This window comes from Streptomyces sp. NPDC001137 (assembly GCF_040298885.1).
GTDB lineage: Bacteria > Actinomycetota > Actinomycetes > Streptomycetales > Streptomycetaceae > Streptomyces.
In genome coordinates this window covers 144951-167173 of the sequence record NZ_JBEPBA010000005.1, presented here as the reverse complement: position 1 = coordinate 167173, position 22223 = coordinate 144951, and the positions used below count along the sequence as shown (strand labels likewise).

General features: G+C 71.6%; 19 protein-coding genes and 1 pseudogene. 12 read left to right on the top strand and 8 right to left on the bottom strand.

The window, feature by feature from the left end; all coding sequences use genetic code 11:
* Positions 1 to 39 precede the first annotated feature (39 nt).
* The 4 genes and pseudogenes from ABT254_RS12020 (at position 40) to ABT254_RS12005 (ending at position 4327) form a co-directional block, all read left to right on the top strand.
* Positions 40 to 1047 (top strand): hydroxyacid dehydrogenase, encoded by a 1008-nt coding sequence (locus ABT254_RS12020; protein ID WP_351467314.1) that lies wholly within the window; start codon positions 40 to 42, stop codon positions 1045 to 1047.
* 49 nt (positions 1048 to 1096) lie between these two features.
* Positions 1097 to 1258, top strand: a pseudogene (locus tag ABT254_RS12015) (pyridoxamine 5'-phosphate oxidase family protein); the annotation flags it as partial.
* A gap of 58 nt (positions 1259 to 1316) precedes the next feature.
* Entirely contained in the window at positions 1317 to 2636 is a 1320-nt protein-coding gene (locus ABT254_RS12010; RefSeq protein WP_351467311.1) for a radical SAM protein, read from the top strand.
* A 215-nt stretch (positions 2637 to 2851) separates the two neighbouring features.
* Positions 2852 to 4327 carry a cellulose binding domain-containing protein gene (locus ABT254_RS12005; RefSeq protein WP_351467308.1) on the top strand — a complete coding sequence of 492 codons (1476 nt, stop codon included), beginning with the start codon at positions 2852 to 2854 and terminating at the stop codon, positions 4325 to 4327.
* A 75-nt stretch (positions 4328 to 4402) separates the two neighbouring features.
* Here the strand turns inward: ABT254_RS12005 and ABT254_RS12000 are convergent, their stop codons facing one another.
* Genes ABT254_RS12000 through ABT254_RS11990 form a run of 3 tightly spaced genes read right to left on the bottom strand, consistent with a single transcriptional unit; the run spans position 4403 to position 7281 of the window.
* Complete coding sequence (locus ABT254_RS12000) at positions 4403 to 5401, bottom strand: ABC transporter substrate-binding protein (RefSeq protein ID WP_351467306.1); 999 nt, start codon at positions 5399 to 5401, stop codon at positions 4403 to 4405.
* Positions 5402 to 5413: 12 nt separating this feature from the next.
* Positions 5414 to 6478 (bottom strand): ABC transporter permease, encoded by a 1065-nt coding sequence (locus ABT254_RS11995; RefSeq protein WP_351467303.1) that lies wholly within the window; start codon positions 6476 to 6478, stop codon positions 5414 to 5416.
* Positions 6475 to 7281, bottom strand: coding sequence for an ATP-binding cassette domain-containing protein (locus ABT254_RS11990; RefSeq protein WP_351467300.1), 807 nt, complete (start codon positions 7279 to 7281; stop codon positions 6475 to 6477). Before ABT254_RS11990 ends, ABT254_RS11995 begins: the two co-directional genes overlap by 4 nt.
* Before the next feature lie 145 nt (positions 7282 to 7426).
* On the opposite strand from ABT254_RS11990, the gene ABT254_RS11985 reads away from it, so the two are divergent.
* From ABT254_RS11985 to ABT254_RS11970, 4 genes are all read left to right on the top strand, one after another.
* A complete protein-coding gene (locus ABT254_RS11985; RefSeq protein WP_351467297.1) occupies positions 7427 to 8443 on the top strand; it encodes a LacI family DNA-binding transcriptional regulator in 1017 nt (338 codons plus the stop codon).
* Positions 8444 to 8694: 251 nt separating this feature from the next.
* Positions 8695 to 9807 carry a ribosome small subunit-dependent GTPase A gene (gene rsgA, locus ABT254_RS11980; RefSeq protein WP_351467294.1) on the top strand — a complete coding sequence of 371 codons (1113 nt, stop codon included), beginning with the start codon at positions 8695 to 8697 and terminating at the stop codon, positions 9805 to 9807.
* 155 nt (positions 9808 to 9962) lie between these two features.
* Positions 9963 to 11357, top strand: coding sequence for a DNA-3-methyladenine glycosylase 2 family protein (locus ABT254_RS11975; protein WP_351468060.1), 1395 nt, complete (start codon positions 9963 to 9965; stop codon positions 11355 to 11357).
* A complete protein-coding gene (locus ABT254_RS11970) occupies positions 11357 to 11866 on the top strand; it encodes a methylated-DNA--[protein]-cysteine S-methyltransferase (RefSeq protein WP_351467291.1) in 510 nt (169 codons plus the stop codon). Before ABT254_RS11975 ends, ABT254_RS11970 begins: the two co-directional genes overlap by 1 nt.
* Here the strand turns inward: ABT254_RS11970 and ABT254_RS11965 are convergent.
* Both ABT254_RS11965 and ABT254_RS11960 read right to left on the bottom strand, forming a co-directional pair.
* Positions 11863 to 12231: a PPOX class F420-dependent oxidoreductase gene (locus ABT254_RS11965; RefSeq protein WP_351467288.1), complete on the bottom strand. Its 369-nt coding sequence runs from the start codon at positions 12229 to 12231 to the stop codon at positions 11863 to 11865. The two genes, ABT254_RS11970 and ABT254_RS11965, sit on opposite strands and share 4 nt — an antisense overlap.
* A gap of 67 nt (positions 12232 to 12298) precedes the next feature.
* Positions 12299 to 12781, bottom strand: coding sequence for a DUF456 domain-containing protein (locus ABT254_RS11960; RefSeq protein ID WP_351467285.1), 483 nt, complete (start codon positions 12779 to 12781; stop codon positions 12299 to 12301).
* 184 nt (positions 12782 to 12965) lie between these two features.
* Between ABT254_RS11960 and ABT254_RS11955 the strand changes: the two genes are divergently transcribed.
* On the top strand, positions 12966 to 14453 hold the full coding sequence (locus tag ABT254_RS11955; protein WP_351467283.1) for a PP2C family serine/threonine-protein phosphatase: 1488 nt from the start codon (positions 12966 to 12968) through the stop codon (positions 14451 to 14453).
* 28 nt (positions 14454 to 14481) lie between these two features.
* Here ABT254_RS11955 and ABT254_RS11950 read toward each other — a convergent pair whose 3' ends face one another.
* On the bottom strand, positions 14482 to 15810 hold the full coding sequence (locus ABT254_RS11950; protein ID WP_351467280.1) for a helix-turn-helix domain-containing protein: 1329 nt from the start codon (positions 15808 to 15810) through the stop codon (positions 14482 to 14484).
* Positions 15811 to 16027: 217 nt separating this feature from the next.
* Between ABT254_RS11950 and ABT254_RS11945 the strand changes: the two genes are divergently transcribed.
* Together ABT254_RS11945 and ABT254_RS11940 are read left to right on the top strand one after the other, a co-directional pair.
* A complete protein-coding gene (locus ABT254_RS11945) occupies positions 16028 to 16639 on the top strand; it encodes a hypothetical protein (RefSeq protein WP_351467277.1) in 612 nt (203 codons plus the stop codon).
* 107 nt (positions 16640 to 16746) lie between these two features.
* Positions 16747 to 17208 carry a hypothetical protein gene (locus ABT254_RS11940; protein ID WP_351467274.1) on the top strand — a complete coding sequence of 154 codons (462 nt, stop codon included), beginning with the start codon at positions 16747 to 16749 and terminating at the stop codon, positions 17206 to 17208.
* Here ABT254_RS11940 and ABT254_RS11935 read toward each other — a convergent pair whose 3' ends face one another.
* The gene (locus ABT254_RS11935) at positions 17209 to 20217 is read right to left on the bottom strand and encodes an alpha-mannosidase (RefSeq protein WP_351467272.1); all 3009 of its coding nucleotides are present in this window, start codon (positions 20215 to 20217) and stop codon (positions 17209 to 17211) included.
* A gap of 227 nt (positions 20218 to 20444) precedes the next feature.
* Between ABT254_RS11935 and ABT254_RS11930 the strand changes: the two genes are divergently transcribed.
* On the top strand, positions 20445 to 20903 hold the full coding sequence (locus tag ABT254_RS11930; RefSeq protein WP_351467269.1) for an ATP-binding protein: 459 nt from the start codon (positions 20445 to 20447) through the stop codon (positions 20901 to 20903).
* A gap of 53 nt (positions 20904 to 20956) precedes the next feature.
* Here the strand turns inward: ABT254_RS11930 and ABT254_RS11925 are convergent, their stop codons facing one another.
* Positions 20957 to 22000, bottom strand: a complete 1044-nt coding sequence (locus ABT254_RS11925; protein WP_099932109.1) for a DUF2637 domain-containing protein — start codon at positions 21998 to 22000, stop codon at positions 20957 to 20959.
* Positions 22001 to 22223: the final 223 nt, after the last annotated feature.

Here is a 22223-nt window from a genome sequence, read left to right as displayed (position 1 = left end):
TTTCTACAACTTCCTCGCCGAAGCCGGAGGGCCACCCCCTTGCCCGAGCGTCCCCAGGCTCTGTTCGCCATGACCGCCGAGAACCTGCCGCTCGTCTTCCCCGCAGAGGTGCTTGGGCGACTGCGCGAGGCGGTGGACATCGATCCGGGTCTGATCGCGGAGGACTTCGCCGAGCCCGCCGTCCGGGAGGTGCTCGCACGCACCGAGATCCTGGTCACCGGCTGGGGCTGCCCCCGCCTGGACGCGGCCGTCCTCGACGCGGCCCCGAAACTGCGCGCGATCCTGCACTCGGCGGGCTCGGTCAAGGGTTTCACCACTCCCGAGGTCTGGCGGCGCGGCATCGCGGTCTCCTCGGCCGCCGCGGCCAATGCGCTGCCGGTCGCCGAGTACACGCTCGCGATGATCCTGCTCGCCGGGAAGGACATCCTGGGCGCCCGGGAACGCCTGCGCACCACACGGGCCCATCCCGGCTGGGGCGTCGTCCCGGGCATCGGCAACCACGGCCGCCGTGTCGGCGTGATCGGAGCTTCCCGGATCGGCCGGCGCGTCATCGAATTGCTGGCACCCTTCGACCTGCGGGTGAGCCTCAGCGATCCGTATGTCACCGAGCCGCGGGCGGCCGAACTCGGCGTGCGGCTCCTGCCGTTGGACGACCTTCTGCGCACGTCGGACATCGTCACGATCCACGCGCCCGCGACGCCGGAGACCCACCACCTGATCGGCCGCCGGCAGCTCGCCCTGATGCCGGACGGGGCGACCCTCGTCAACACCGCGCGCGGCGGTCTGGTCGACCACGAGGCCCTGGTCGACGAGGTCCGCACCGGCCGGCTGAACGCCGTCCTCGACGTCACCGACCCAGAGCCGCTCCCCGCGGACTCTCCCCTCTACGACCTCCCCGGCGCCTTCGTCACCCCGCACCTCGCGGGCTCGCAGGGCAACGAGCTGTCCCGTCTCGGCATGACGGTCGCGGAGGAGGCCGCACGTCTGCTGACGGGCGAGGAGCCGGCCCATCCGGTCGATCCGGGGGCGCTGGAGCGGGAAGCGTGAGCGCCTGGCGCTCCGCGGGAGGTACCACGCTTGCTCGTCGCTTGTCCGCGGCCCCGACGACGGCGACGGACCCGACGCGGAACTGGGCCTGTGGGCCGGAACCCTGCCGCTGACCTCGGCCTGGGGCGCCCCCGTGCCCGACCCCCTGCTGCCGCCGGACACCCCCGTACCAGGACACATCGCGCGCCGCGGGGGGACCCGGCACCCCTGACGCGCACGCGGGGGCATACCGTGAGGAGTCGAACGCCTGAGCCGGAAGGAGAGTCGGGATGGGCAGCCGTACCGCACTGGTCGAGGATCTGATGGAGCGGTTCCCGCAGGTACCGCGGGAAGCCGTCTTCAAAGAGGACCTGCTGCGTGGAGGCGTGGCCTTCGACCCGTCCGCGCTCAGCGACAACGAGTCCGGTGAGGTCAAGCCGAAGTCGTACTTCATCTTCTCCTTCGACCACGGCACCCTGCCGGAGCTGGGCGAGGCCGCACTGAGGCGCCCCCCGGAGGAGATCATCCTCACCGGCGGCCCGTACGACCTGCGCCGTACCGTCGTCTCCGTACGCGTGAACCCGGCCTCGCCCTATCGCGTCGCCGCCGACGACGAGGGCATGCTCGGGCTGTACCTCGACGGCAAGCGCATCGCGGACGTCGGTGTGCCGCCGATGCCGGAGTACTACCGGCACACCCTCTCCAACGGGAAGTCGGTCATGGAGGTCGCCCCGACCATCCAGTGGGGCTATCTGATCTACCTGACGGTCTTCCGCGTCTGCCAGTACTTCGGTGCCAAGGAGGAGTGCCAGTACTGCGACATCAACCACAACTGGCGCCAGCACAAGGCCGCCGGGCGGCCGTACACCGGTGTCAAGGACGTCGAGGAGGTCCTCGAGGCGCTCGAGATCATCGACCGGTACGACACCCAGAAGGCGTCCACCGCCTACACGCTGACCGGCGGTGCCATCACCAAGACGGTCGCCGGGCGCGACGAGGCCGACTTCTACGGGCACTACGCGAAGGCCATCGAGGAGCGCTTCCCCGGACGCTGGATCGGCAAGGTCGTCGCCCAGGCGCTGCCCAAGGACGACGTGCAGCGGTTCAAGGACTACGGCGTGCAGATCTACCACCCCAACTACGAGGTGTGGGACGAGTACCTGTTCAAGATGTACTGCCCGGGCAAGGAGCGCTACGTCGGCCGCGACGAGTGGCACAGGCGCATCCTCGACTCGGCGGAGATCTTCGGCGCCCGCAACGTCATCCCCAACTTCGTGGCCGGCGTGGAGATGGCCGAGCCCTTCGGGTTCAAGACGGTCGACGAGGCCATCGAGTCCACCACCGAGGGCCTGCGCTTCTTCATGTCGCACGGCATCACGCCCCGCTTCACCACCTGGTGCCCCGAGCCCACCACCCCGCTCGGCAAGGCCAACCCGCACGGCGCCCCGCTGGAGTACCACATCCGGCTGCTGCAGGCCTATCGCCGGACGATGGACGACTTCGGTCTCTCCTCCCCGCCCGGATACGGCCCGCCCGGACCCGGCCGCGCGGTCTTCTCCGTCAGCTCGTTCATGGACAGCCTTCCGGCGCAGGAGGCGGCAGAGGTGTGAGCGACGGACGGGGACTTTGAGTCAGAACGGGTCCCCGTCCGTACAAGAGGCCGGAGTTGTGTCTCCCGGCCGGTTCACAGGTTCTGTGCGGACAACTGAACACAGCGCTTGTCAGTTGTGTCGAAAACGTGAAAGGCTCCTGTCCTGCCGCGAGGTTCCCCCCAACTCCTTCGCCGAAATGGTGAGTTGACCTCGCTTGTGGATGCAGGAGACTCATGCCCGACCTGCCGACCCCGAAGGACGCCGCCGAGGCCGCGCTGTTCTCCGAGTGCTGGGACGCGGTGCTTTCCTACGCCGATCTCTGCACGGCCGGCGCCAGTGCGGCCACTCAGCTGGCCACGGAGGCGTTCGCCCTCGGTATCCGCGAGGTCCGCGCCGCCGAGACCGCAAGCTCACCGAGCAACGGCCGCCGCTCGCCCCGGCTCCCCGTGATCCCCCTGTTGCTGACCGCCGTACGCACCACGGCTGCGGCCTGGGAGGCCGGCGGGCAGGGCCAGGACCTCGACCCCGACCTGCGCCTGTGGCTCAACTCGGAGAAGGCCGCCCGCTACACCGGCCCCCCGCTGCGCCGCCCGATCGCCCTGCGCGGACTGCGCGACCTCCAGGAGGCGGATGCGGCGCTGCTGTGGCTGACCGAGGTGGAGTCGTTGCCGCGGTCCGCGGTGGCCCGCCGGCTCGGCCTCGACCCGGCCCTCGTGGGCGAGGAACTCGACCAGGTGCGGGGCCTGTTCAGGGACCGCTGCCACCGCAACCACCTCGACACGCCGATGGACGCGCGGTGCCGCAGCTATGCGCGGCTGCTCGACGCGATCACCAGGTCGCCCGCCGCCGACATCCCGCCGGACCTCTCGCGGCACCTCGCCACCTGCGTGGACTGCGCGGAGGCCGCCTCCTGTCTGCGCCCGCAGGGCGGTGGGCTGCCCGCCGCCCTCGCCGGCGGTGTGATCGGCTGGGGCGGTCTCGCCTATCTGGAGCGCCGCCGCCGGGCCGCCGAGGTGCGCCTCGGTGTCGGGCGACCGGAGGCGGGAGAGGGGCAGAGCGGCGCAGCGAAGAGCGGTGCCGACCGAGCCCGCGTCATACGGGGCGGGCTGCTCGTGGCCGCCGTCATGGTGTCGCTGCTGGCGCTGGCCACGTCGATGATGCCGTTCGGCTCCCGCGACAACGAGGCCGCGAGCAGTGACGCCCCGACCGACAGCAGCCCGGTGGCGGCCCCGCGCCCGTCCCTGCCGTCGGCCACACCGACGCCGAAGAGCGCCTCCCCGACCCCCTCCGACACCCCGACGAAACCCGAGGGGGGCAAGAACTCCGACCCGGAACCCCAGGGCACCTCCGCCACCACGCAGAGCAGCGCACCGGATCCGGGCAAGAGCGCGTCCGCCACCTGCAAGGTCGCCTACCACCTGGACAGCCAGTGGACCGACGGCTTCCAGGCCACGGTCACCGTCACCACCGTCGAAGCCCTCGACACCTGGCGCGTCGCCTGGTCCTTCCGGGACGGCCAGAAGGTCGGCCAGATGTGGGACGCGAGCGTCGCCCAGAACGGCTCCCGGGTCACCGCGACCGCCGCCGACTACAACAAGGCCGTCCCTGCCGGCGGCAAGATCACCTTCGGCTTCCTGGGCTCCTGGCAGGGCAAGAACTCCCCGCCGTACGACTTCACGCTCAACGGGCTGGCCTGCGCGAAGAGTTGATCTCGTACAGCCCGAGCCAGGCGCCGCGACCGGGTGAACTCGGCAAGGTTCACCCGGTCCTTCGGCGCCGGCCGGTCAGCAGCCCGACTTGTAGAAGTACTTGCTGACCGACGGGTCGTTCATGTTCGCCTTCGTGATGGCGACCATGTTGGTGCCGATCGACTTCTGGACGCTCTTGCCCTCGAAGGCGGCCGCCAGTTGGTCGACGGCCTCCCGGCCGATCGCCGCCGGGTCCTGGGCGACCAGGACCTGCAGCGTGCCCGCCTTGAGCGAGGCGACCTCGTCGGGTTCGGCGTCGAAGGCGGCGACCTTCACCTTGCCCTGCTTGCCGGCCTGCTTGAGGCCGGTGGCGATGCCCTGGCCGGTGTTGGTGTTGCCCGCGAAGACACCGCCCAGGTCGGGATGGGCCGCCAGCGTCGACTGGATCTGCGAGGCGGCCGTGGCCGGCAGGTCGTTGTCGTAGAGCGTGGGCAGCATCTTGATCTTGGGGTACTTCTTCATCTCCTCGGTGAAACCCTTGATCCGGGCGTCCGTCGTGGAGACACCGGGCTTGACGCTGATCACGATCGCCGAGCCCTTCTCGCCCATCAGCTTGGCGAGCGCGTCGGCGGCGACCCGGCCCCCCTTCTCGTTGTCGGACGAGATACGGGTGATGCCGATCGAGTCGTCGGTGACCGTGGTGTCGACCAGCGCGACCTTGGTGCCCGCCGACTGGATCTGCTTCAGCGACGGCGTGAGCGCGCTGGTGTCCACCGGCGAGATCATCAGCCCGTCCGGCCGGGAGGCCGCCACCGAGTCCAGCAGCGGGCGCTGCACCGACACGTCCCACTGCGCGGAACCGTCCGTGCCGAAGTCCATGCCCTTGGCCTTCGCCTCCGTCTTCGCCGCGCAGGTCATGGTGATGTAGAAGGGGTCGCTCTTCACTCCGGTGATCAGCCGCACCTTCTTGTGCGCGGCCCCGCCCGACGACCCCGACCCGCCACCGCTGGACGAACTGCACGCGGCGGCCCCGGTGAGGGCCAGTACGGTGCCCGCGGCGACCAGTGCGCTGCGCCTGCTGCGAATGCTCAACATCGAGACATCTCCTTAAGCTTGCTCTCGGGTCTTCCTGCGCATCTGGTCGACGTAGACGGCCGCGACGAGCACCACGCCCACCGCGACGTCCTGCCAGTACTGCTGAACGCCGATGACGATCAGTCCGGTGGTGAGCACGGCCGGGATGAAGACACCGATCACGGTGCCCAGCACCGAGCCGCGCCCGCCGAAGAGGCTGGTGCCGCCCAGCACCACGGCGGTGATCACCTTCAGGTTGTCGGTGGAGTGCCCGGCGATCGACGTGGTGCCGTACGAGGCCAGCCACATCACCGCGCCGAGCCCGGCCAGCAGGCCCATCAGCCCGTACACCATCACCAGATGCCGGCCGACGCCGATTCCCGCCCGCCGTACGGCAGTCGGATTGGAGCCGATGGCCAAGGTGTGCGTGCCGAACCGGGTCGCGCCCAGCACCAGACCGAACACGGCCGTGACCACCGCGGCCAGGACCACCAGCCAGGGAATGCCGAGCACCTTGCCGAAACCGAGGCTGTTCTGCAGATGCGTGGCCGCCGCACCCGCCGGGTCCTGGCCTCCGGTGGCGAGTTCGGCGATCCCCAGCGCGGCACCCAGACCGCCGAGCGTCACGATCAGCGGCGGAACCTTCCCGGTCGCCACCACCGCACCCTGGAGCACACCCCAACCGGCGCCCACCGCAAGGGCGATGACCACACAGAGCGCGACCGTGCCCCAGCCGGCGTCCGGCCCGCCGTGGTGGATGTTGTACTCGCCCGCGGCCACCGCGGACAGCACCAGCACCGAACCGATCGACAGATCGATGCCCGCCGTGATGATCACGAACGTCATGCCGACGCCCAGCACCAGATAGATGGCCGCGTTCACGGCGATCTGTGTGAGGTCGTACTGCGTGAAGAACTTGCCCGGCGCGGCGATGGTGAAGAACAGGACCAGCACCACGAGGATCACGAAGGTCCACAGCTCGCTGATGCCGGCCGCCCGGCGCAGCCAGTCGGGTACGGTCCGGTGCCCACCCGCCGAGTCGGGCGGGGCCTGCTGCTGTGCCGCGGCCGGCCGGACTTCCTTGCTGTCGGCGGTCATCGCCCGTCCTCCGCTTTCCTCAAGGACCCGTTCCGCCGGCCCGGTTCGTCCAGCGACCCGGTCATGGCCCCGACGAGCTCCTCGATCGTGGTGTCCGCCGCGGTGAACGAGGCGACCCGGCGCCCGAGCCGCAGCACCTCCACCCGGTCCGAGACCGACAGCACCTCCGGCATGTTGTGACTGATCAGCACGACACAGATGCCCCGGTCGGCGACCCTGCGCACGGTGTCCAGGACCCGGGCGCGCTGCACGACCCCCAGCGCGGCCGTCGGCTCGTCCATGAAGATGACCTTGTTCGCGAACGCGACCGCACGCGCCACGGCCACCGACTGCCGTTGACCGCCGGACAACGTTGTCACAGGAGCCGTCACATCTTTCAGTTCGACGCCCAGCTCGGCGAACGCCTTGACCGCCTCCCGTCGCATCGCGGGCCGGTCGAGCACGCCCAGGCGGCCGAGCAGCCCGCCGCGCACAACTTCCCTGCCCAGATACAGATTGGCCGCCGCGTCCAGATCCGGCGCGAGCGACAGATCCTGGTAGACGGTCTCAAGTCCGTGCCGCTGGGCGTCCATCGGCCCGCCGAACCGGACCGCCCGCCCCTCCACCCGCACTTCGCCCTCGTCGGGTGCGAGCACCCCCGACAGGACGTTCACCAGAGTCGACTTTCCTGCGCCGTTGTCGCCGATCAGGGCGACGACCTCGCCCGCGTACGCCGTGAAGTCGGCGCCCTGCAGCGCCTGGACGTGACCGAAACGCTTGACCACACCGTGTGCCGCGAGAAGTGGTTCCCTTGCAGAGGCCATGTTGTGCCTTCGCGTTGGTATCGTTAACAGTTCGTCGATTCTGGGAGCCCCGTGGGTGGGCGTCAAGGGTCGTGTGTGACCCGTTCTCAAGAGGTTGCACAGCGGCCCGGGAGCTGCCCGCCCGACTGCCGAGGAGGACTGCGGCGTGGTCGGCCGCCCCACGATGAAGGACGTCGCCGCCGAGGCGGGCGTCAGCGCGATGACGGTGTCCCGGGTGGTCAACGGCGCGGGGAGCGTGGCACCTCGGACCGCCGCGAGAGTCGAGGCCGCCGTCCGCAAACTGGGCTACCAGCGCGACGAGCTGGCGCGCCAGCTGCGCCGCGCGGACCAACCCAGCCGGACGATAGGCCTGTTGGTGGACAACGTTGCCGATCCCTTCATGGCCGCCGTGGCCTCCGCCGCCGAGGACGTCGCCCGCCGGCGCGGCAGCGTGGTGCTGATCGGCTCCAGCCGCGCCGACCCGCGCCGGGAGCGCGAGGTCGTCGCCGCCTTCACCGCGCGCCGCGTCGACGGTCTCATCCTCACGCCGGCCGCGGGCAGCCACCGTTTCCTGCGGCCCGCCCAGGAGCAGGGCACCAAGATCGTGTGCGTGGACCGGGCCGCACCCGGGCTGGAGGCGGACACCGTGGTGGTGGACAACCGCGCCGCGGTCGAGGAGGCCGTACGGCACCTGATCGCGCACGGCCACCGCCGTATCGGCTACCTCGGGGGCCGGCAGGACATCTGGACCAACGGCGAGCGCCACCGGGGCTATCGGGCGGCACTTCGGGCGGCGGGCATCGGTGCCGATCCCGGGCTCGTCCGCCACGGTCTGCGCTCGGCGCCGTCCGCCGCCGAGGCCGTCATGGCCCTCCTCGCCGGCGGCGAGCCGCCCACCGCCCTCCTCGCCGACAACGAGAACCTCGCCCTCGGCGCGCTGACGGTCCTGCCGCCCCGGATCGCCTTCGTCGCCTTCGACGACTTCCCGCTGGCTGAGCGGCTGTCGCCACCCGTCACCGTCATCGCCCAGGACCCCGTCGCGCTCGCCACCACGGCCGCGCACCTGTTGTTCGCCCGCATCCAGGGCGACGACTCACCGCCCCGCACCCTCGTCATGCCGACGGAGCTGATCAGGCGGGGGTCGGGGGAGGTGCCCGGGCCTTTTGCGGGACCGGGCCTCTGAGCGGGTGCGGGGGCTGTGGAGCGGCTCCCCGAATATTCCGTGGCGCCCGGCGGTCGTACGGCTCTATGGTGAGCGGGCATGGAGCGGTGGCCGGTGGCCGCCGCTGCCGAACGAGCGTGGAACCGGGAGGTGTTGACCGATGGCTGTCTTTGCGACGAGTGCTGCCCGCATCCAGATCATCAAGTCCACCTCCGTGGCCTTCGGCTGACCTCAACTCCTTTCGCCGGGGCCACCCTTGTGAAGGGTCACCCTTGACTTCCAGCTCTGCTTTCAGTTCCGCTTCCGGTGCTGTTTTCTCCGCGCTCGCTCCCTACGGCTGGGACGAGGCATGGGCGGACGCGTTCGCCCCCCACGAGCCCGAGGGGCTCCTGCCCGGACGTGTGATCCGGGTCGACCGCGGCCAGTGCGACGTCGTCACCGCCGACGGCGTCCTGCGGGCCGACACCGCGTTCGTCACCCCGCACGACCCGATGCGGGTCGTGTGCACCGGCGACTGGGTCGCCGTCGAACCCGGCGGCAACCCCCGCTACGTACGGACGTATCTGCCGCGCCGTACCGCCTTCGTGCGCTCCACCTCCTCCAAGCGGTCCGAGGGGCAGATCCTCGCCGCCAACGTCGACCACGCGATCGTCGCCGTCTCCCTTGCCGTCGAACTCGACCTCGGGCGCATCGAACGCTTCCTGGCCCTGGCCTGGGAGTCGGGCGCGCAGCCGCTGGTCGTGCTCACCAAGGCCGACCTGGTGCCGGACGCCGTGACGCGTGCGCATCTCGTCCAGGACGTCGAGCTGTCGGCGCCCGGCGTGACCGTGCTGACGGTCAGTGCCGTGGAGGGGGACGGGCTCGACGCTCTCGTGGGCCTGGTCTCCGGCGGTACGTCCGTGCTGCTCGGGCAGTCCGGTGCGGGCAAGTCCACCCTCGCGAACGCCCTCCTGGGCGAGAACGTGATGGAGGTGCAGGCCGCGCGGGACGTCGACGGCAAGGGGCGTCATACGACGACCACCCGCAACCTGCTCGCCCTGCCCGGCGGAGGTGTCCTCATCGACACACCGGGGCTCAGGGGCGTCGGCCTCTGGGACGCCGAGAGCGGGGTCGGACAGGTCTTCTCCGAGATCGAGGAACTGGCCGAGCGGTGCCGCTTCCACGACTGCGCGCATGATGCGGAGCCGGGGTGCGCGGTGCGGGAGGCTGTCGAGAGCGGGGAGTTGTCGCATCGGCGGCTGGAGAGCTACCGCAAGCTGATTCGGGAGAACCAGTGGATCGTGGCCAAGACCGATGCGCGGCTCCGTGCGGAGCTTCGGCGGGATTGGAAACGGAAGGGTGCTGCGGGGCGGGCGGCGATGGAGCTGAAGCGGGGGCGGCGGTAGGGGTGCCGGGGGTGGAGGTGCCGTCTGGGGGCTGCCGCCCCCAGGCCCCCGCTTTCGGCCTGAACGGCCTCGTCCTCAAACGCCGGACGGGCTGGTACTCCACGTCCGATTTCCGCTAGCCCACGAGTCGGGTCCGGCGGAGACTGGATGGCGTGATGGACGAAGACAGCAGGTACGAAGCCGTGCGGAGTCGGGATGCCCGGTTCGACGGGGAGTTCTTCTTCGCTGTCCGGACGACCGGGATCTACTGCCGGCCCAGTTGCCCCGCCGTGACGCCGAAGCGGCGTAACGTCCGGTTCTTCGCGACGGCCGCCGCCGCGCAGGGCTCGGGGTTCCGGGCCTGCCGGCGGTGCCGGCCGGATGCCGTGCCGGGGTCGGCCGAGTGGAATGTACGGGCGGATGTGGTGGGGCGGGCCATGCGGCTCATCGGGGACGGGGTCGTCGACCGGGAGGGGGTCACCGGGCTGGCGGCCCGGCTCGGGTACAGCGCTCGGCAGGTGCAGCGGCAGCTCACCGGTGAGCTCGGGGCCGGGCCCGTCGCTCTCGCCCGGGCCCAGCGGGCACACACCGCGCGCGTCCTGGTGCAGACGACCGAGCTGCCGATCACGGAGATCGCCTTCGCGTCCGGGTTCGCCAGTGTGCGGCAGTTCAATGACACGATCCGGGACGTGTACGCGTCGACGCCGAGCGAGCTGCGTGCGGCCGCCCCGAGGGCCGGCCGGCGCGCGGCCGCCCCGACCGGGGGGATTCCGCTGCGGCTGGCCCACCGGGGGCCGTATCAGGCCGGTGCCGTCTTCGATCTGCTGGCGGACGAGGCCGTGGAGGGGGTGGAGGAGGTCGGCGGGGAGCGTGGCCGGCGGACCTACCGGCGTACCCTCCGGCTTCCGCACGGTACCGGCATCGTCGCCGTCGACGAGCGGCCGGGGGCGGCCAGGTCCGTGTCCGGTGCCCATCCCGGTGGCTGGCTGGACGCGCGGCTGCATCTCAGCGACCCCCGCGATCTGACCACCGCCGTGGGGCGGCTTCGGCGGCTCTTCGACCTCGACGCCGATCCGTACGCCGTGGACGAGCGGCTCGGCGGTGACGAGCGGCTGGCACCGCTGGTCGCCGCACGGCCGGGGCTGCGATCTCCGGGGGCCGCCGATCCCGAGGAACTGGCGGTGCGCGCGCTGGTGGGGCGGGCGGAGGCCGGGCGGCTCGTGCGGGAGTACGGGAAGGTGCTCGACGCACCGTCCGGCAGTCTCACCCGTCTGTTCCCCGAGCCCGCCGTCCTCGCGGAGGCCGAACCGGAGGGCCTCCTGGGCGCGCTCACCGCCGCCCTCGCCGACGGCGCCGTACGCCTGGATCCGGGCGCCGACCGCGACCAGGCCGAGGCCGCGCTGCTCGCCGTGCCCGGCATGGACCCCGGCACGGTCGCCGTGATCCGCACCCGGGCGCTCGGCGATCCCGACGTCGCCCCGCCCGGCCCGGACGTTCCCGACAGCTGGCGCCCCTGGCGCTCGTACGCCCTGCAACACCTTCGTGCAGCGAGAGAGTGGGACCGATCCTGATGAGTGTTCTCTGGAGCCGCTTCGACAGTCCCGTCGGGCCCCTCCTCCTCACCGCCGATACGGCCGGTGCTCTGACCTCCGTGTCCGTGCCCGGACAGAAGAACGGCCGTGCGGTGCAGGCCGGTTGGCGGCGCGAGCCCGCACCCTTCCGCGCCGCCGAGGAGCAGTTGGCGGCCTATTTCGCCGGTGAACTGAAGGAGTTCCGGCTGGAGTTCAGCACCGCCGGGAGCGAGTTCAGGGAACGGGTGTGGGCCGCTCTCGACAGCGTTCCCTACGGGGCGACCGCCACCTACGGCGAGATCGCCGCCCGGATCGGCGCCCCACGGGTTGCCGTACGGGCCGTGGGCGGCGCGATCGGCGCCAACCCGCTGCTGATCGTCCGGCCGTGCCACCGGGTGATCGGAGCGGACGGTTCGCTGACCGGATACGCGGGCGGCCTCGAGCGGAAGGTGCGGCTACTGACGCTGGAAGGCGTCCTCCGGCCGCCGTCGACCCCTCCCGCCGGCTAGTCCTCCAGGCCCCAGCTGTGGATCCGTCGCGGGTGGATGCGGATCAGTTCCTCACTGAAGTGCGGGCCCAACTCGTGGGGACCGGTGAGGAGTTCCGCCTCGCCCCGGATGTCCACGCCTCGTACCTTCCACGGGCGCAGGCTCACGATGTCGTCGACGACCAGGGCCACCTTGGGGTTCTGCCGGAGGTTGCGCCACTTCTTGGTGCGGCCCAGGGCGTATCCGCCGATCAGGATGGTGCCGTCGTCCTGGGGGAAGAAGCCCACCGGGTTGGCCTGCGGCTGTCCCTGCGGGTCTACGGTGGCCAGCCGCCCCAGGCGCTGCGACTTCAGGTACGCGCGTTCCGCCTCGCTGAATTCGGTCATGGGAGCAGGGAAACACGCCCGGCCCGCTCCGCACATCGGATCCTCGGCCTAGGCCCGTGGCCCTACGTCAGCCCCAGATCACGGCGCCCAGCCAGGCTCCCGCGATCAGCAGACAGGTGAACAGCTCCGCCAGCACACTGGAGCCGCCCGAGCGCATCACGGTGCGCAGCGCCGCCTTCGCCTCGCGGTGCCGGCCGAGCCGGCGGCGTTCGTACAGGTAGATGCCGCCCATGAAGCCGGGGATCGTGCCCAGCACGGGGATGAGGAGGAAGCCCAGGAACGCGCCCGCCCCCGCGTACACCCCCATCCGGGGGGTGGCGCCGCTCGCGCGCAGCCGCCTCGGGGGCAGTGCCCAGCGCACCACCTGGGAGAGGAACATCGCGAGGGTCGCGCCCACCAGGATCCACCAGGACACCGGCTGTGTGGCCTTCAGCGCCCACCACAGGACCGCGGCCCACACGAGCCACGAGCCCGGCACCCCGGGCACCAGCACTCCGCACAGGCCGAGCAGGAGGACCAGTCCGACCAGCAGGAGGTCCCACACTCCCATCTCACCAGAGTGCCGGAGGGACGGAGGAGACGCAGGTCAGCGGTCCGGACCTGGGTCACACCGGCCCCTCTTTCCGCACCGCCGTTCGACGGCTCACTCTAGACGGGTGCCGGACGCGTTGTGCGGTGCCGGTTTTTCCTGATGCCCCGTTTTCATACCGCCCATGCGGTGGACAATTAGGGGCATGAGCCAGCAGGGGGGAAGTCCCACCGGTCATGAGGACGACTGGTGGGGGCAGCTGTACGACGACTCCACCGAGGACACGGGTCCCGCACCCGCGCCCGACACCCTGGACGACCGGTTCGCCTCGGTGGCCGGGGCCGTGGGTGCCGAGGCGGAGGCCGTGGACGAGGGGTCGGCCCAGCGGAGGGCACCCTGGGACCCGCCGCCCCCGCCCGGCGGCCGTACCTCCACGGAGACACCCGTCACGACGGTGCCCGAGTCGCGCATGCCCCCCGAGGCGCCGGCGCAACCGTCCCCGGACCCGGACCCCGCCCGGGACGGCTCGCCCGCCGCCGCCCCGGCGGCCGCGGACAGCCCTCCGCCGCAGATCCCCGACGGCACTCTGCCGCACACCGCACGCCATCGCGCCGCCGCCGGGAACCCCGTCCCGCAGCGGGCCGCATCCCCTTCGGCGCCGGCCCCCGTGGCCGACGCCGTCCCCCTCCGCACGGCCACCCACCTGGACCTCCCCACCCTCCCCCCGGCCTCCGTCGACTACGTCGGCTCGGGCCCGCCCACCTACGACGCCGAGCCCACCGCGCTCCCGCCCGCCGACCCCGACGACCTCGACGACCTGGTCGCGGACACCGTGCTGGACGGCGCCCGCTACGGCGCCTGCACCCTCCGTGCCGTCTCCGTCCGCGGCGACTCCGCCCGCTACCGGGGCGAGCCGCGCCGCGACTCCCTGCTCACGGCCCGCTTCGGCACCGGAGAGCACGCACTGGTCCTGGTGGCGATGGCCACCGGCGCCCGCGCCACCCCCGGCGCCCACCGGGCGGCCGCCGAGGCCTGCCACTGGATCGGCCGGGCCGTCGGCCGCAGTCACGCCCGGCTCGCGGAGGACATAAGGGCCGCCCGGCGCGGCGACCTCAAGTCGGGCCTGCACCGCCTCACCGACCGCAGCCTCGGCAAACTCCGCGCCAGCGCCGCCGAGCAGGGCATCGAGCCCGAGGAGTACGCGGCCACCCTGCGCTGTCTGCTCCTGCCCGCCGACCCCGAGTGCCGTACGCGCGTCTTCTTCGGCGTGGGCGCCGGCGGACTGTTCCGGCTGCGCGACGGCGACTGGCAGGACATCGAGCCGCGGGTCGGCGAGGTCACGGGAGAGCCCGTAGTCGGCTTCGGGTCGCTGCCCGCCGAGACCCCCGAGGGCGACCGGCTCACCATGGACCTGGGGATCCCGACCCCGCCGAGCCCCTACGAACCCGCACCCGAGCCGCCCCGCGAACCCTTCCGCTTCCGCGCCTCCGTCGCCCGCCCGGGGGACACGCTGCTGATGTGCTCCGGCGGCCTCGCGGAGCCGTTGCGCGGCGAACCCGATCTGTGCCGGTATCTGACGACCCGGTGGTCCGGTCCCACCCCACCCGGCCTCGCCGCGTTCCTCGCCGACACCCAGGTCAGGGTGAAGGGGTATGCGGACGACCGTACGGCCGCCGCCGTTTGGGAGGCGTGAGCGCCCGGCGCAACCAGCGGCGGGCGCGTCAGCTTCCGTACGGGACCCACTGGCGCACGCCGTGGCCGTTGGTGCCGTACCCGTAGTGGGGCAGTCCCTTGATGCCGCTGGTGCGGAACGGGCGCCCGTGGTCGTCGATGCGGATCGTGCCGGTGCGGCCCTGGGAGGACCAGTCGAGTTCCAGGTACCAGTTGCAGTCGTACGTCTCGGTCGTGGCGGTGACCAGCAGGACCTCCGGGTCCTGGGCCGAGACCCGGTAGGGGAACTGCACGGCGGGGAGGGTCCGGCCGCCGTCGTTGCCGGCGACCGAGTGGGCGATGGGGCGGTCGATGTCGAGGTTCACGTCGAAGGAGCGGGGGGTCAGCCCGCCGCCGCAGCCCTGCTCTGTCGAGTAGGCGTTTCCGTGGACCGGGTCCGCCCGGCCTGCGATCCGGACCCGCAGCGCCTCCAGGACCACAGCGGTGGAAGACCGTCCCTGCACGGAGATCTGCACCATCGTCTGCCGCCCGTGCACCGCGCCCTGCGTCGCCGCCCAGGCCGCGGCGTCCTGCGGCAACGGCGGTGGGGGGACCTCGGTCGGTGCCTTGTCGATGACGTAGTCGTGGCCGCAGCCGCCCTGCCAGATCTGGGAGTTGGCGCTCCAGGTCAGGGGCGTGCCGACAGTGCTCTGCCCGGTGCCGGTGCCGTTGGCCGGGGCGGTCGAGCCGGAGTCCTTGCCCTTGCCCTTGTCCCTGCCCTTGTCCTCGTCCTTGTCCTGGGAGTGCGGTGAGGGCGATGTGCTGCCGGGGGAGGGGCTCGCGGACGGCTTCGACGAGCGGTGCGGTGCCGCCGCGGCCGTCGTGCCGGGCCGTCCGGAGGGGGACGCGGCCGTGTCCGAGGAGCCGCGGTCGTCCGACAACGCGGACAGGCTGCCCAGAGTGGCGAGCAGGGCGCAGGCGACGGCGGTCGAGGCGAGGACCCGCCGGCGGCGGTACCAGGGGCGGTGAGCGGGAGCGGGCTCGCTCGGCTCGGGCGGGTCCAGGGCCTGCGCCGGGCCGCTGCTCCCGGCGGGGTCCGCATCCGCCGCCGGAACCGGCCCCTGCGCCGAACCGTTCGTACGCACCCGCTGGCGCGCCGCCACCGCGAGCAGCCACAGCCGGTGCAGTTCGAGCCGCTCCTCCGGTGTCGCCTCGCAGAAGGACGCGAGCCGTTCCACGGGCGCGAAGTCCTGCGGTACCGCCTCGCCCGCGCAGTACCGGTGCAGCGTGGAGGTGTTCATGTTGACGCGCCGTGCCAGGGAGCCGTAACTCCGGTCCGTGCGGTCCTTCAGCTGCCGTAACAGCGCCGCGAACGCCTCGACGTCGTCCCGAGTCTCCACTGTTCCCCCGTCATCCACCGCATCCCGTATCCCAGGCACTCATATACCTGCACGTCAGATGGGCTGGGATGGTTCCACCGTCGCCGAAAGGGCGGCAGTCGTTGCGCCGGGCCGCCGTGACCGCCGATGCTCTTGGTGTCGCACCGACCAGGGCCGGACCGCCCCATCGGCGTCGGGCGACATCCGACACCCATGCACTCATTCACGGGGGACACCCATGCCCAAGCGCACCCGAGCAGGCGCGCTCCTCGCCATCGCCGTCACGGGTCTGACCGCGGCGCTCGCCGGACCGGCAGCCGCCGCTCCCAAGGCACCCGGCTTCCTCGCGGCGGCCGACCTGCCGCCGCACCCGAGCTCGTCCTGGACGGCCGGCAAGGTCACCGCCGGCGTGCCGGAGGACACGGACGGGGACACCTGCCTGCGGGCGCTGCCGGGCCACGAGTCCGCCTGGCACCGCGACTTCCGCACCGACCTCGACACGAACGCCCGGCAGATCACCGTCGTCCTGCCCGACACCCGAGCGGCCAAGGAGCTGACCTCGTGGCTGAACAAGGACATGAAGTCCTGCGCGGCCCGGATCGAGCAGCAGGACCCGGACACCGAGGCCACCGGCAAGGACTACGGGAAGCTGGCCGTCGAGGAGGGCGCCCACGTCTACGGCGTCCACACCGAGACCTCCGGGGGCGCGAGCGACGTCCGCCTCCTGTCGGTCGGCCGGGACGGCCGCACCGTCACGGTCGTGAACTGGGCGCAGCTGGGCGACTTCAGGGGCGCCCCCGTGAAGGCCTTCAAGAAGACGACCACCGCGGCCGTGAACAAGCTCCACTGACCGCACGACCAGGGCCGCCCTCTCGCCTCGGGGGTCGGGAGGGCGGCCCACGGCACGACCCGACCACGCGACTCGATCACTCAACCACTCGAAACGGGGAACCGAACATGAGCAGCAAGACCCGCACCGTCCTGACCGCCGGCCTTCTCGCCGTCGCCCTCGGCCTCGGCGCCACCGCCCAGGCCTCCGCCGGCGCCGCGCACAGCGTCAGCGGCAAGCCGTCCGACAACATCAGCCGTATCGCCGACTTCTACGGCGCCTACATCGACGCGGTCACCGACGAGGACAGCGGCAACCTCGGCGACGCGCTGCGCGCCCACTACCTGACCCCCGCCTTCCAGAAGGAACTGGCGGCCTGGGAGGACAGGGAGCACGCCGACGGTGTCCTGCGCGCCCAGAACGTCCCGCTCGCCTGGAAGGTCACCGACAACGGCAGCACGGCGAACCGCACGGAGGCCGTCGTCACCCTCACCTGGAGCCGGAACTCCACCAGCAAGCTGGTGGTGGACATGGCCCGCGACAGCCGCGAGATCTTCCACATCGGGGAGAAGGGCGCAGCGGCCAAGTAGTCACTCCGGTCGCAGCCGCAGTGTGAGGATCTGGAACGGCCGCAGCTCGAAGCTCAAGTCGCTTTCGTGCTGCGGCCGTTCCAGCAGGTCCGTCACCTCGGCCCGGCCCACCGGGAAGCCGGGCGTCAGCGTGGCCCGCGCCCGCCCTCCCCGGGACTCGTACAGCCGTACCACCAAATCCCCGCTGCGGTCCTCCGCGAGCTTCACCGACTCGACGGTCACGGCGGGGTGGTCGACGCGGACCAGCGGCTCCACGACCGGCGCCTGCGCCACCCGCAGCGGCAGGTTCAGCGCGAGTCCTTCCGCGACCGCGTCCCCGACGTCCGCGCCCGGCAGCAGCGCATAGGTGAAGCGGTGCGTGCCCAGGTCGGTCTCCGGGTCCGGGCTGTGCGGGGCGCGCAGCAGCGTCAGACGGACGGTCGTGCCGAGGCCGCCCTCGTGCGGGGTGCGCGTCACGTCGTGGCCGTACGTCGAGTCGTTGAGGACCGCCACGCCGTAGCCCTCCTCCGCGACCCTGAGCCAGCGGTGCGCGCAGATCTCGAAACGGGCCGCGTCCCAGGACGTGTTGGTGTGGGTGGGGCGGTGGACGTGCCCGAACTGGATCTCCGCCGTGGAGCGTTCGGCGTGCACGTCGAGCGGGAAGGCGGCCTTCAGCACCTTCTCGGACTCCTGCCAGTCGACGTCCGTGACGATGTCGAGGCGCCGGGCACCGGCCGCGAGGCGGATCTCCTGGGTGACGCGTGACTTCCCGAACGTCCGCGTCACCCGCACCGCCGCCGTCAGCGGCCCGTCCTCCACCAGCTCCACGGACTCGGCGTCCGTCAGGTCCGTGTGCCGGCGCCGGTAGTGCCGGTCGATGTCCCAGGCGTCCCAGGCGTTGGGATGGTCGGGGTGCAGCTGGAGGAGGTTGCCGGGACCGCACAGCACCTCGCGGCCGGCGGTGAGATCGCGTACCGAGGAGAGCAGTCCCCGCGCGTCCACGGTGACCCGCAGCCGGGAGTTCTCCAGTACGTACGTGCCGTCGTCCTCCTCGGCCCGGACGACCTCGCCCGCCACGCCCACGACCGGCGCACTGCCCAGTCCCGGCGCGGTCACCAGCACACCCCCGGCGACCTCGGTCCGCTCGTACGGCGACGCGTTGAGCACCACGGGCCCGCCCGTCCCCAGCGCCTCCACGGCCGCCGCAGTGAGCTCCTCCACCTCCGCCAGGACCCGCGCATACGTGTCCCGTGCCTCCCGGTGCACCCAGGCGATCGACGACCCCGGCAGGATGTCGTGGAACTGGTGCAGCAGCACCGTCTTCCACAGCCGGTCCAGGGCGTCGTACGGGTAGGCGTACGCCGGACTGCGTACGGCTGCCGTGGCGCACCACAGCTCGGCCTCGCGCAGGGCGTGTTCCGAGCGCCGGTTGCCCTGTTTGGTCTTCGCCTGGGTGGTGTAGGTGGCCCGGTGCAGCTCCAGGTACAGCTCGCCCGACCATACGGGCGCCTGCGGTCCGTACTCCTCCTCGGCCGCGGTGAAGAAGGCCGCCGGCTTCTCGACCTCGACCCGCGGTGAGCCCTCCAGGGAGCGCAGCCGCCGGGCCTTCTCCAGCATCTCGCGGGTCGGGCCGCCGCCCCCGTCGCCCCATCCGAAGGGGACCAGGGAGCGGGTGGCGCGCCCCTTCTCGGCGAAGTTGCGTTCCGCGTGGGCGAGTTCGCGGCCGTGGAACTGCGAGTTGTAGGTGTCGACGGGCGGGAAGTGTGTGAAGACACGGGTGCCGTCGATGCCCTCCCACCAGAAGGTGTGATGGGGCATTCTGTTCGACTGGTTCCAGCTGAGTTTCTGTGTGAGGAACCATCGGATTCCGGCCAGTTTCGCGAGCTGCGGAAAGGCCGCGGTGTAGCCGAAGGAGTCCGGCAGCCAGATCTCCTCCGTCTCCACGCCCAGTTCTTCGGCGAAGAACCGCTTTCCGTGCACGATCTGCCGTGCCAGCGTCTCACCGCCGGGCATGTTGGCGTCCGACTCCACCCACATCGAACCGACGGGCGCCCAGTTGCCGTCCGCCACCGCCTTCTTGATCCGCTCCCAGATGTGCGGCTGGTGCTCCTTCACCCAGGCGTACTGCTGGGCCTGCGAGCAGGAGAACACCAGCTCGGGGTAGTCGGCGGCGAGCGCGGTGACATTGGCGAAGGTGCGCGAGGCCTTGCGGACGGTCTCGCGCAGCGGCCACAGCCAGGCGGAGTCGATATGGGCGTGCCCGGTCGCGGAGATCCGGTGCGCGCTCGCCGAGGCCGGGCGGGACAGGACGTCCGTCAGCGCGGCACGGGCGGCGGCCGCCGTGCCGGAGACGTCGTGCAGGTCGAGGGCGTCGAGCATGTCCTCCAGGGCGCGCAGGATCTCGTGCCGCCGGGGCCGGTCCATCGGCAGTTCGTGCATCAGTTCCGAAAGCACCTCGACGTCCAGCACCAACTGCCACACGGCCTCGTCGAGTACGGCGAGGTCGGCAGAGCGGAATCGGTAGACGGGCCGGTCCCCGGCGGTCAGGACGTCTCCCAGGTGGGTAGGCGCGAAGCCGTGCAGCACGGCCGGATTGGCGGCCGCCTCCAGAAGCAGATGCACCGGTTCGCCTCCGCTCGCGGGGGAGCCGACGGCGAGGTGACGGTTGCGCGGGTGAATGCCCTTCAGGGGGACGCCCGCGGCGTCGTAGAGCAGTCCCTCGGCCTGGAAACCGGGGCCGTCGCCGGTGAACCCGGGGTCGATCACCGCCTCCACGCGGCGCCCGGCCCACTCCTCGGGGACCCGGCCCGTCAACCGGAACCAACTCGTCGACCAGGGCTTTCCCCAGGCCGTTCCGGTTGTGAAGGTCTCGTAGTCGGCCTGCAGCGCCTGGTCCACCGGCACCGGTTCGCCGGGCACATGCCACACGGACAGCACCAGCGGCACGCGCTCCGCGTACTGCGCGGGCCGCACGAACTGTCCCATGGCGCGCTCCAGGCGCGCCTCCACCAGCGTTCGGTCGTCGTGCACGGCGGCTCCCTCGGCGCTCGGACGGCTGTGGTGCCTCGTTCCAGAAGGTTCCCTCCATCCGGCCGGAACTGCAGCATCCGTGGCCGAACACCTGGTCGTTGAGTATTCGACATGACTGCCGCGTGCCCAGAGGGGCATGGATCCCGTGAACGTGTTCGACAAGGAGGGGAACCGACATCGGCACGCGGGCGGGGGTCATGAAGAGGCAGGCACGAGGGGGCGGTCCCATGGCGATCGGGGCCTTCTCGGCGAAGACGGAGGAAAAGACCGACGGCGACGCGGACGAGGCGCAGTCGTCCCAGACACGGAAGCTGCGGCAGAGACTGGGCCGGGCGGACCTGAAGGCGGTGCCCGAGGCACGCCGGGCACTGCGCGAGCTGTTACGGCAGTGGGGCAGGCCCGGTCGCTCGGAGATAGCGGAACTGCTCACCAGCGAACTCGTCACCAACGCACTCGTCCACACCGACCACGACGCGGTGCTGACCGCCACCGTCGGGCCCCGCGGACTGCGGGTGGAGGTGAGGGACTTCGTGGGTCGCAGGCCCAGACTGCGCGTACCGAACGCCGACGACGGCACGCACGGCAGAGGCCTGGTCCTGGTGCAGTCCCTCGCGGACGCGTGGGGGGTACGAGCGCACGGGGTGGGGAAGGCGGTGTGGTTCGAACTCGACGCCGGAGCGACATGACACGGGAAGGGGGCGTGACCCGAAGGTCACGCCCCCTTCCCGTGCAGGCCGTTCTAGCCGAACTGCTGCTCGAGGTCCTTGAGCTTGCGCTCCAGGGAGTCGAGGCGCGGCAGGGCCATTGTGTCGTCCTCCGCGGTGAGGTCGACGGTCACCGGTTCAGAACCGGCCTTGCGGACGGGCTGCAGGGACGGCCGTGAGCGTACGGGCAGCGGTTCCGCGCTGGATATGGCAGGCTCCGCGGAGACCGAGGCGGAGGCTCGCTCCAGGGCCTGGGGCTCCACCTGGCGTCCGCCGCCGCGGCCGATGAACCCGCGGTGGCCCCGGCTGATGGCCTTGAGCTGGGCGCGCTCCAGGCGGTCCGCCTCGCGGCGCCGCAGCCGGTTCTCCTCCTTCTGCCGCTTGTCCTCGCGCACCTCGTCGACCGCCTCGTCCAGGCTGCGCACGCCCTCCAGGAGCATCAGCGACCAGGCCTTGTAGGTCTCGCGGGGGGCCCGCAGCCAGCGGACGATACGGATCTGCGGCAGCGGGCGCGGCACCAGGCCCTGCTCGCGCAGCGCGGCCCGGCGGGTCTGCTTCAGGGCGCGGTCGAAGAGGACGGCCGCAGACAGGGACATGCCGGAGAAGAACTGGGGCGCACCGTCGTGACCGATGCCCCGGGGCGCGTGCACCCAGTTGAACCAGGCCGCGGCGCCCGCGAACGTCCACACGAGTATCCGGGAGCCGAGGGCCGCGTCACCGTGGCTGGCCTCGCGGACCGCGAGCACGGAGCAGAACATGGCCGCACCGTCCAGGCCGAACGGCACCAGGTATTCCCAGCCGTTGGTCAGGCCGAGGTTCTGCTGGCCGAAGCCGACCAGGCCGTGGAAGGAGAGGGCGGCGGCGACCGCCGCACAGCAGAACAGCAGGACATAGGAGGCGGTGCCATATATGGCCTCCTTGCGCCGGCGGCGCTCCTCGCTGCGCTCCCACGAATCGTCCGTCTTCGCGTGCTCCCCGGAGCGCTTGCTGCGCGCGAGCACCGCCACCGCCGCCAGCATGCCCAGGAGCAGTACGGCGCCCGGAAGCAGCCAGTCCAGCGATATGTCGGTCAGTCTCATCTGGGGTCCCTTGCATTGGGATAGGGCGTAACGCCCGCCATAGTGGCCCAATCCCACCGGCCCTCAGGGGGTTTCGGGGCAAGAGGCCGCCAAGGAAGTGCAAGGGGATGCCCAGGGCGGCGTTCTGCTCGAACTGCCGCTTGAGGGGCGGGAGTTGAGTTCGAATAAGACTACCCGTACGGATGGTTCCTCGGAAAGTTCCTGCGGCAAGTGAGGAAGTTGT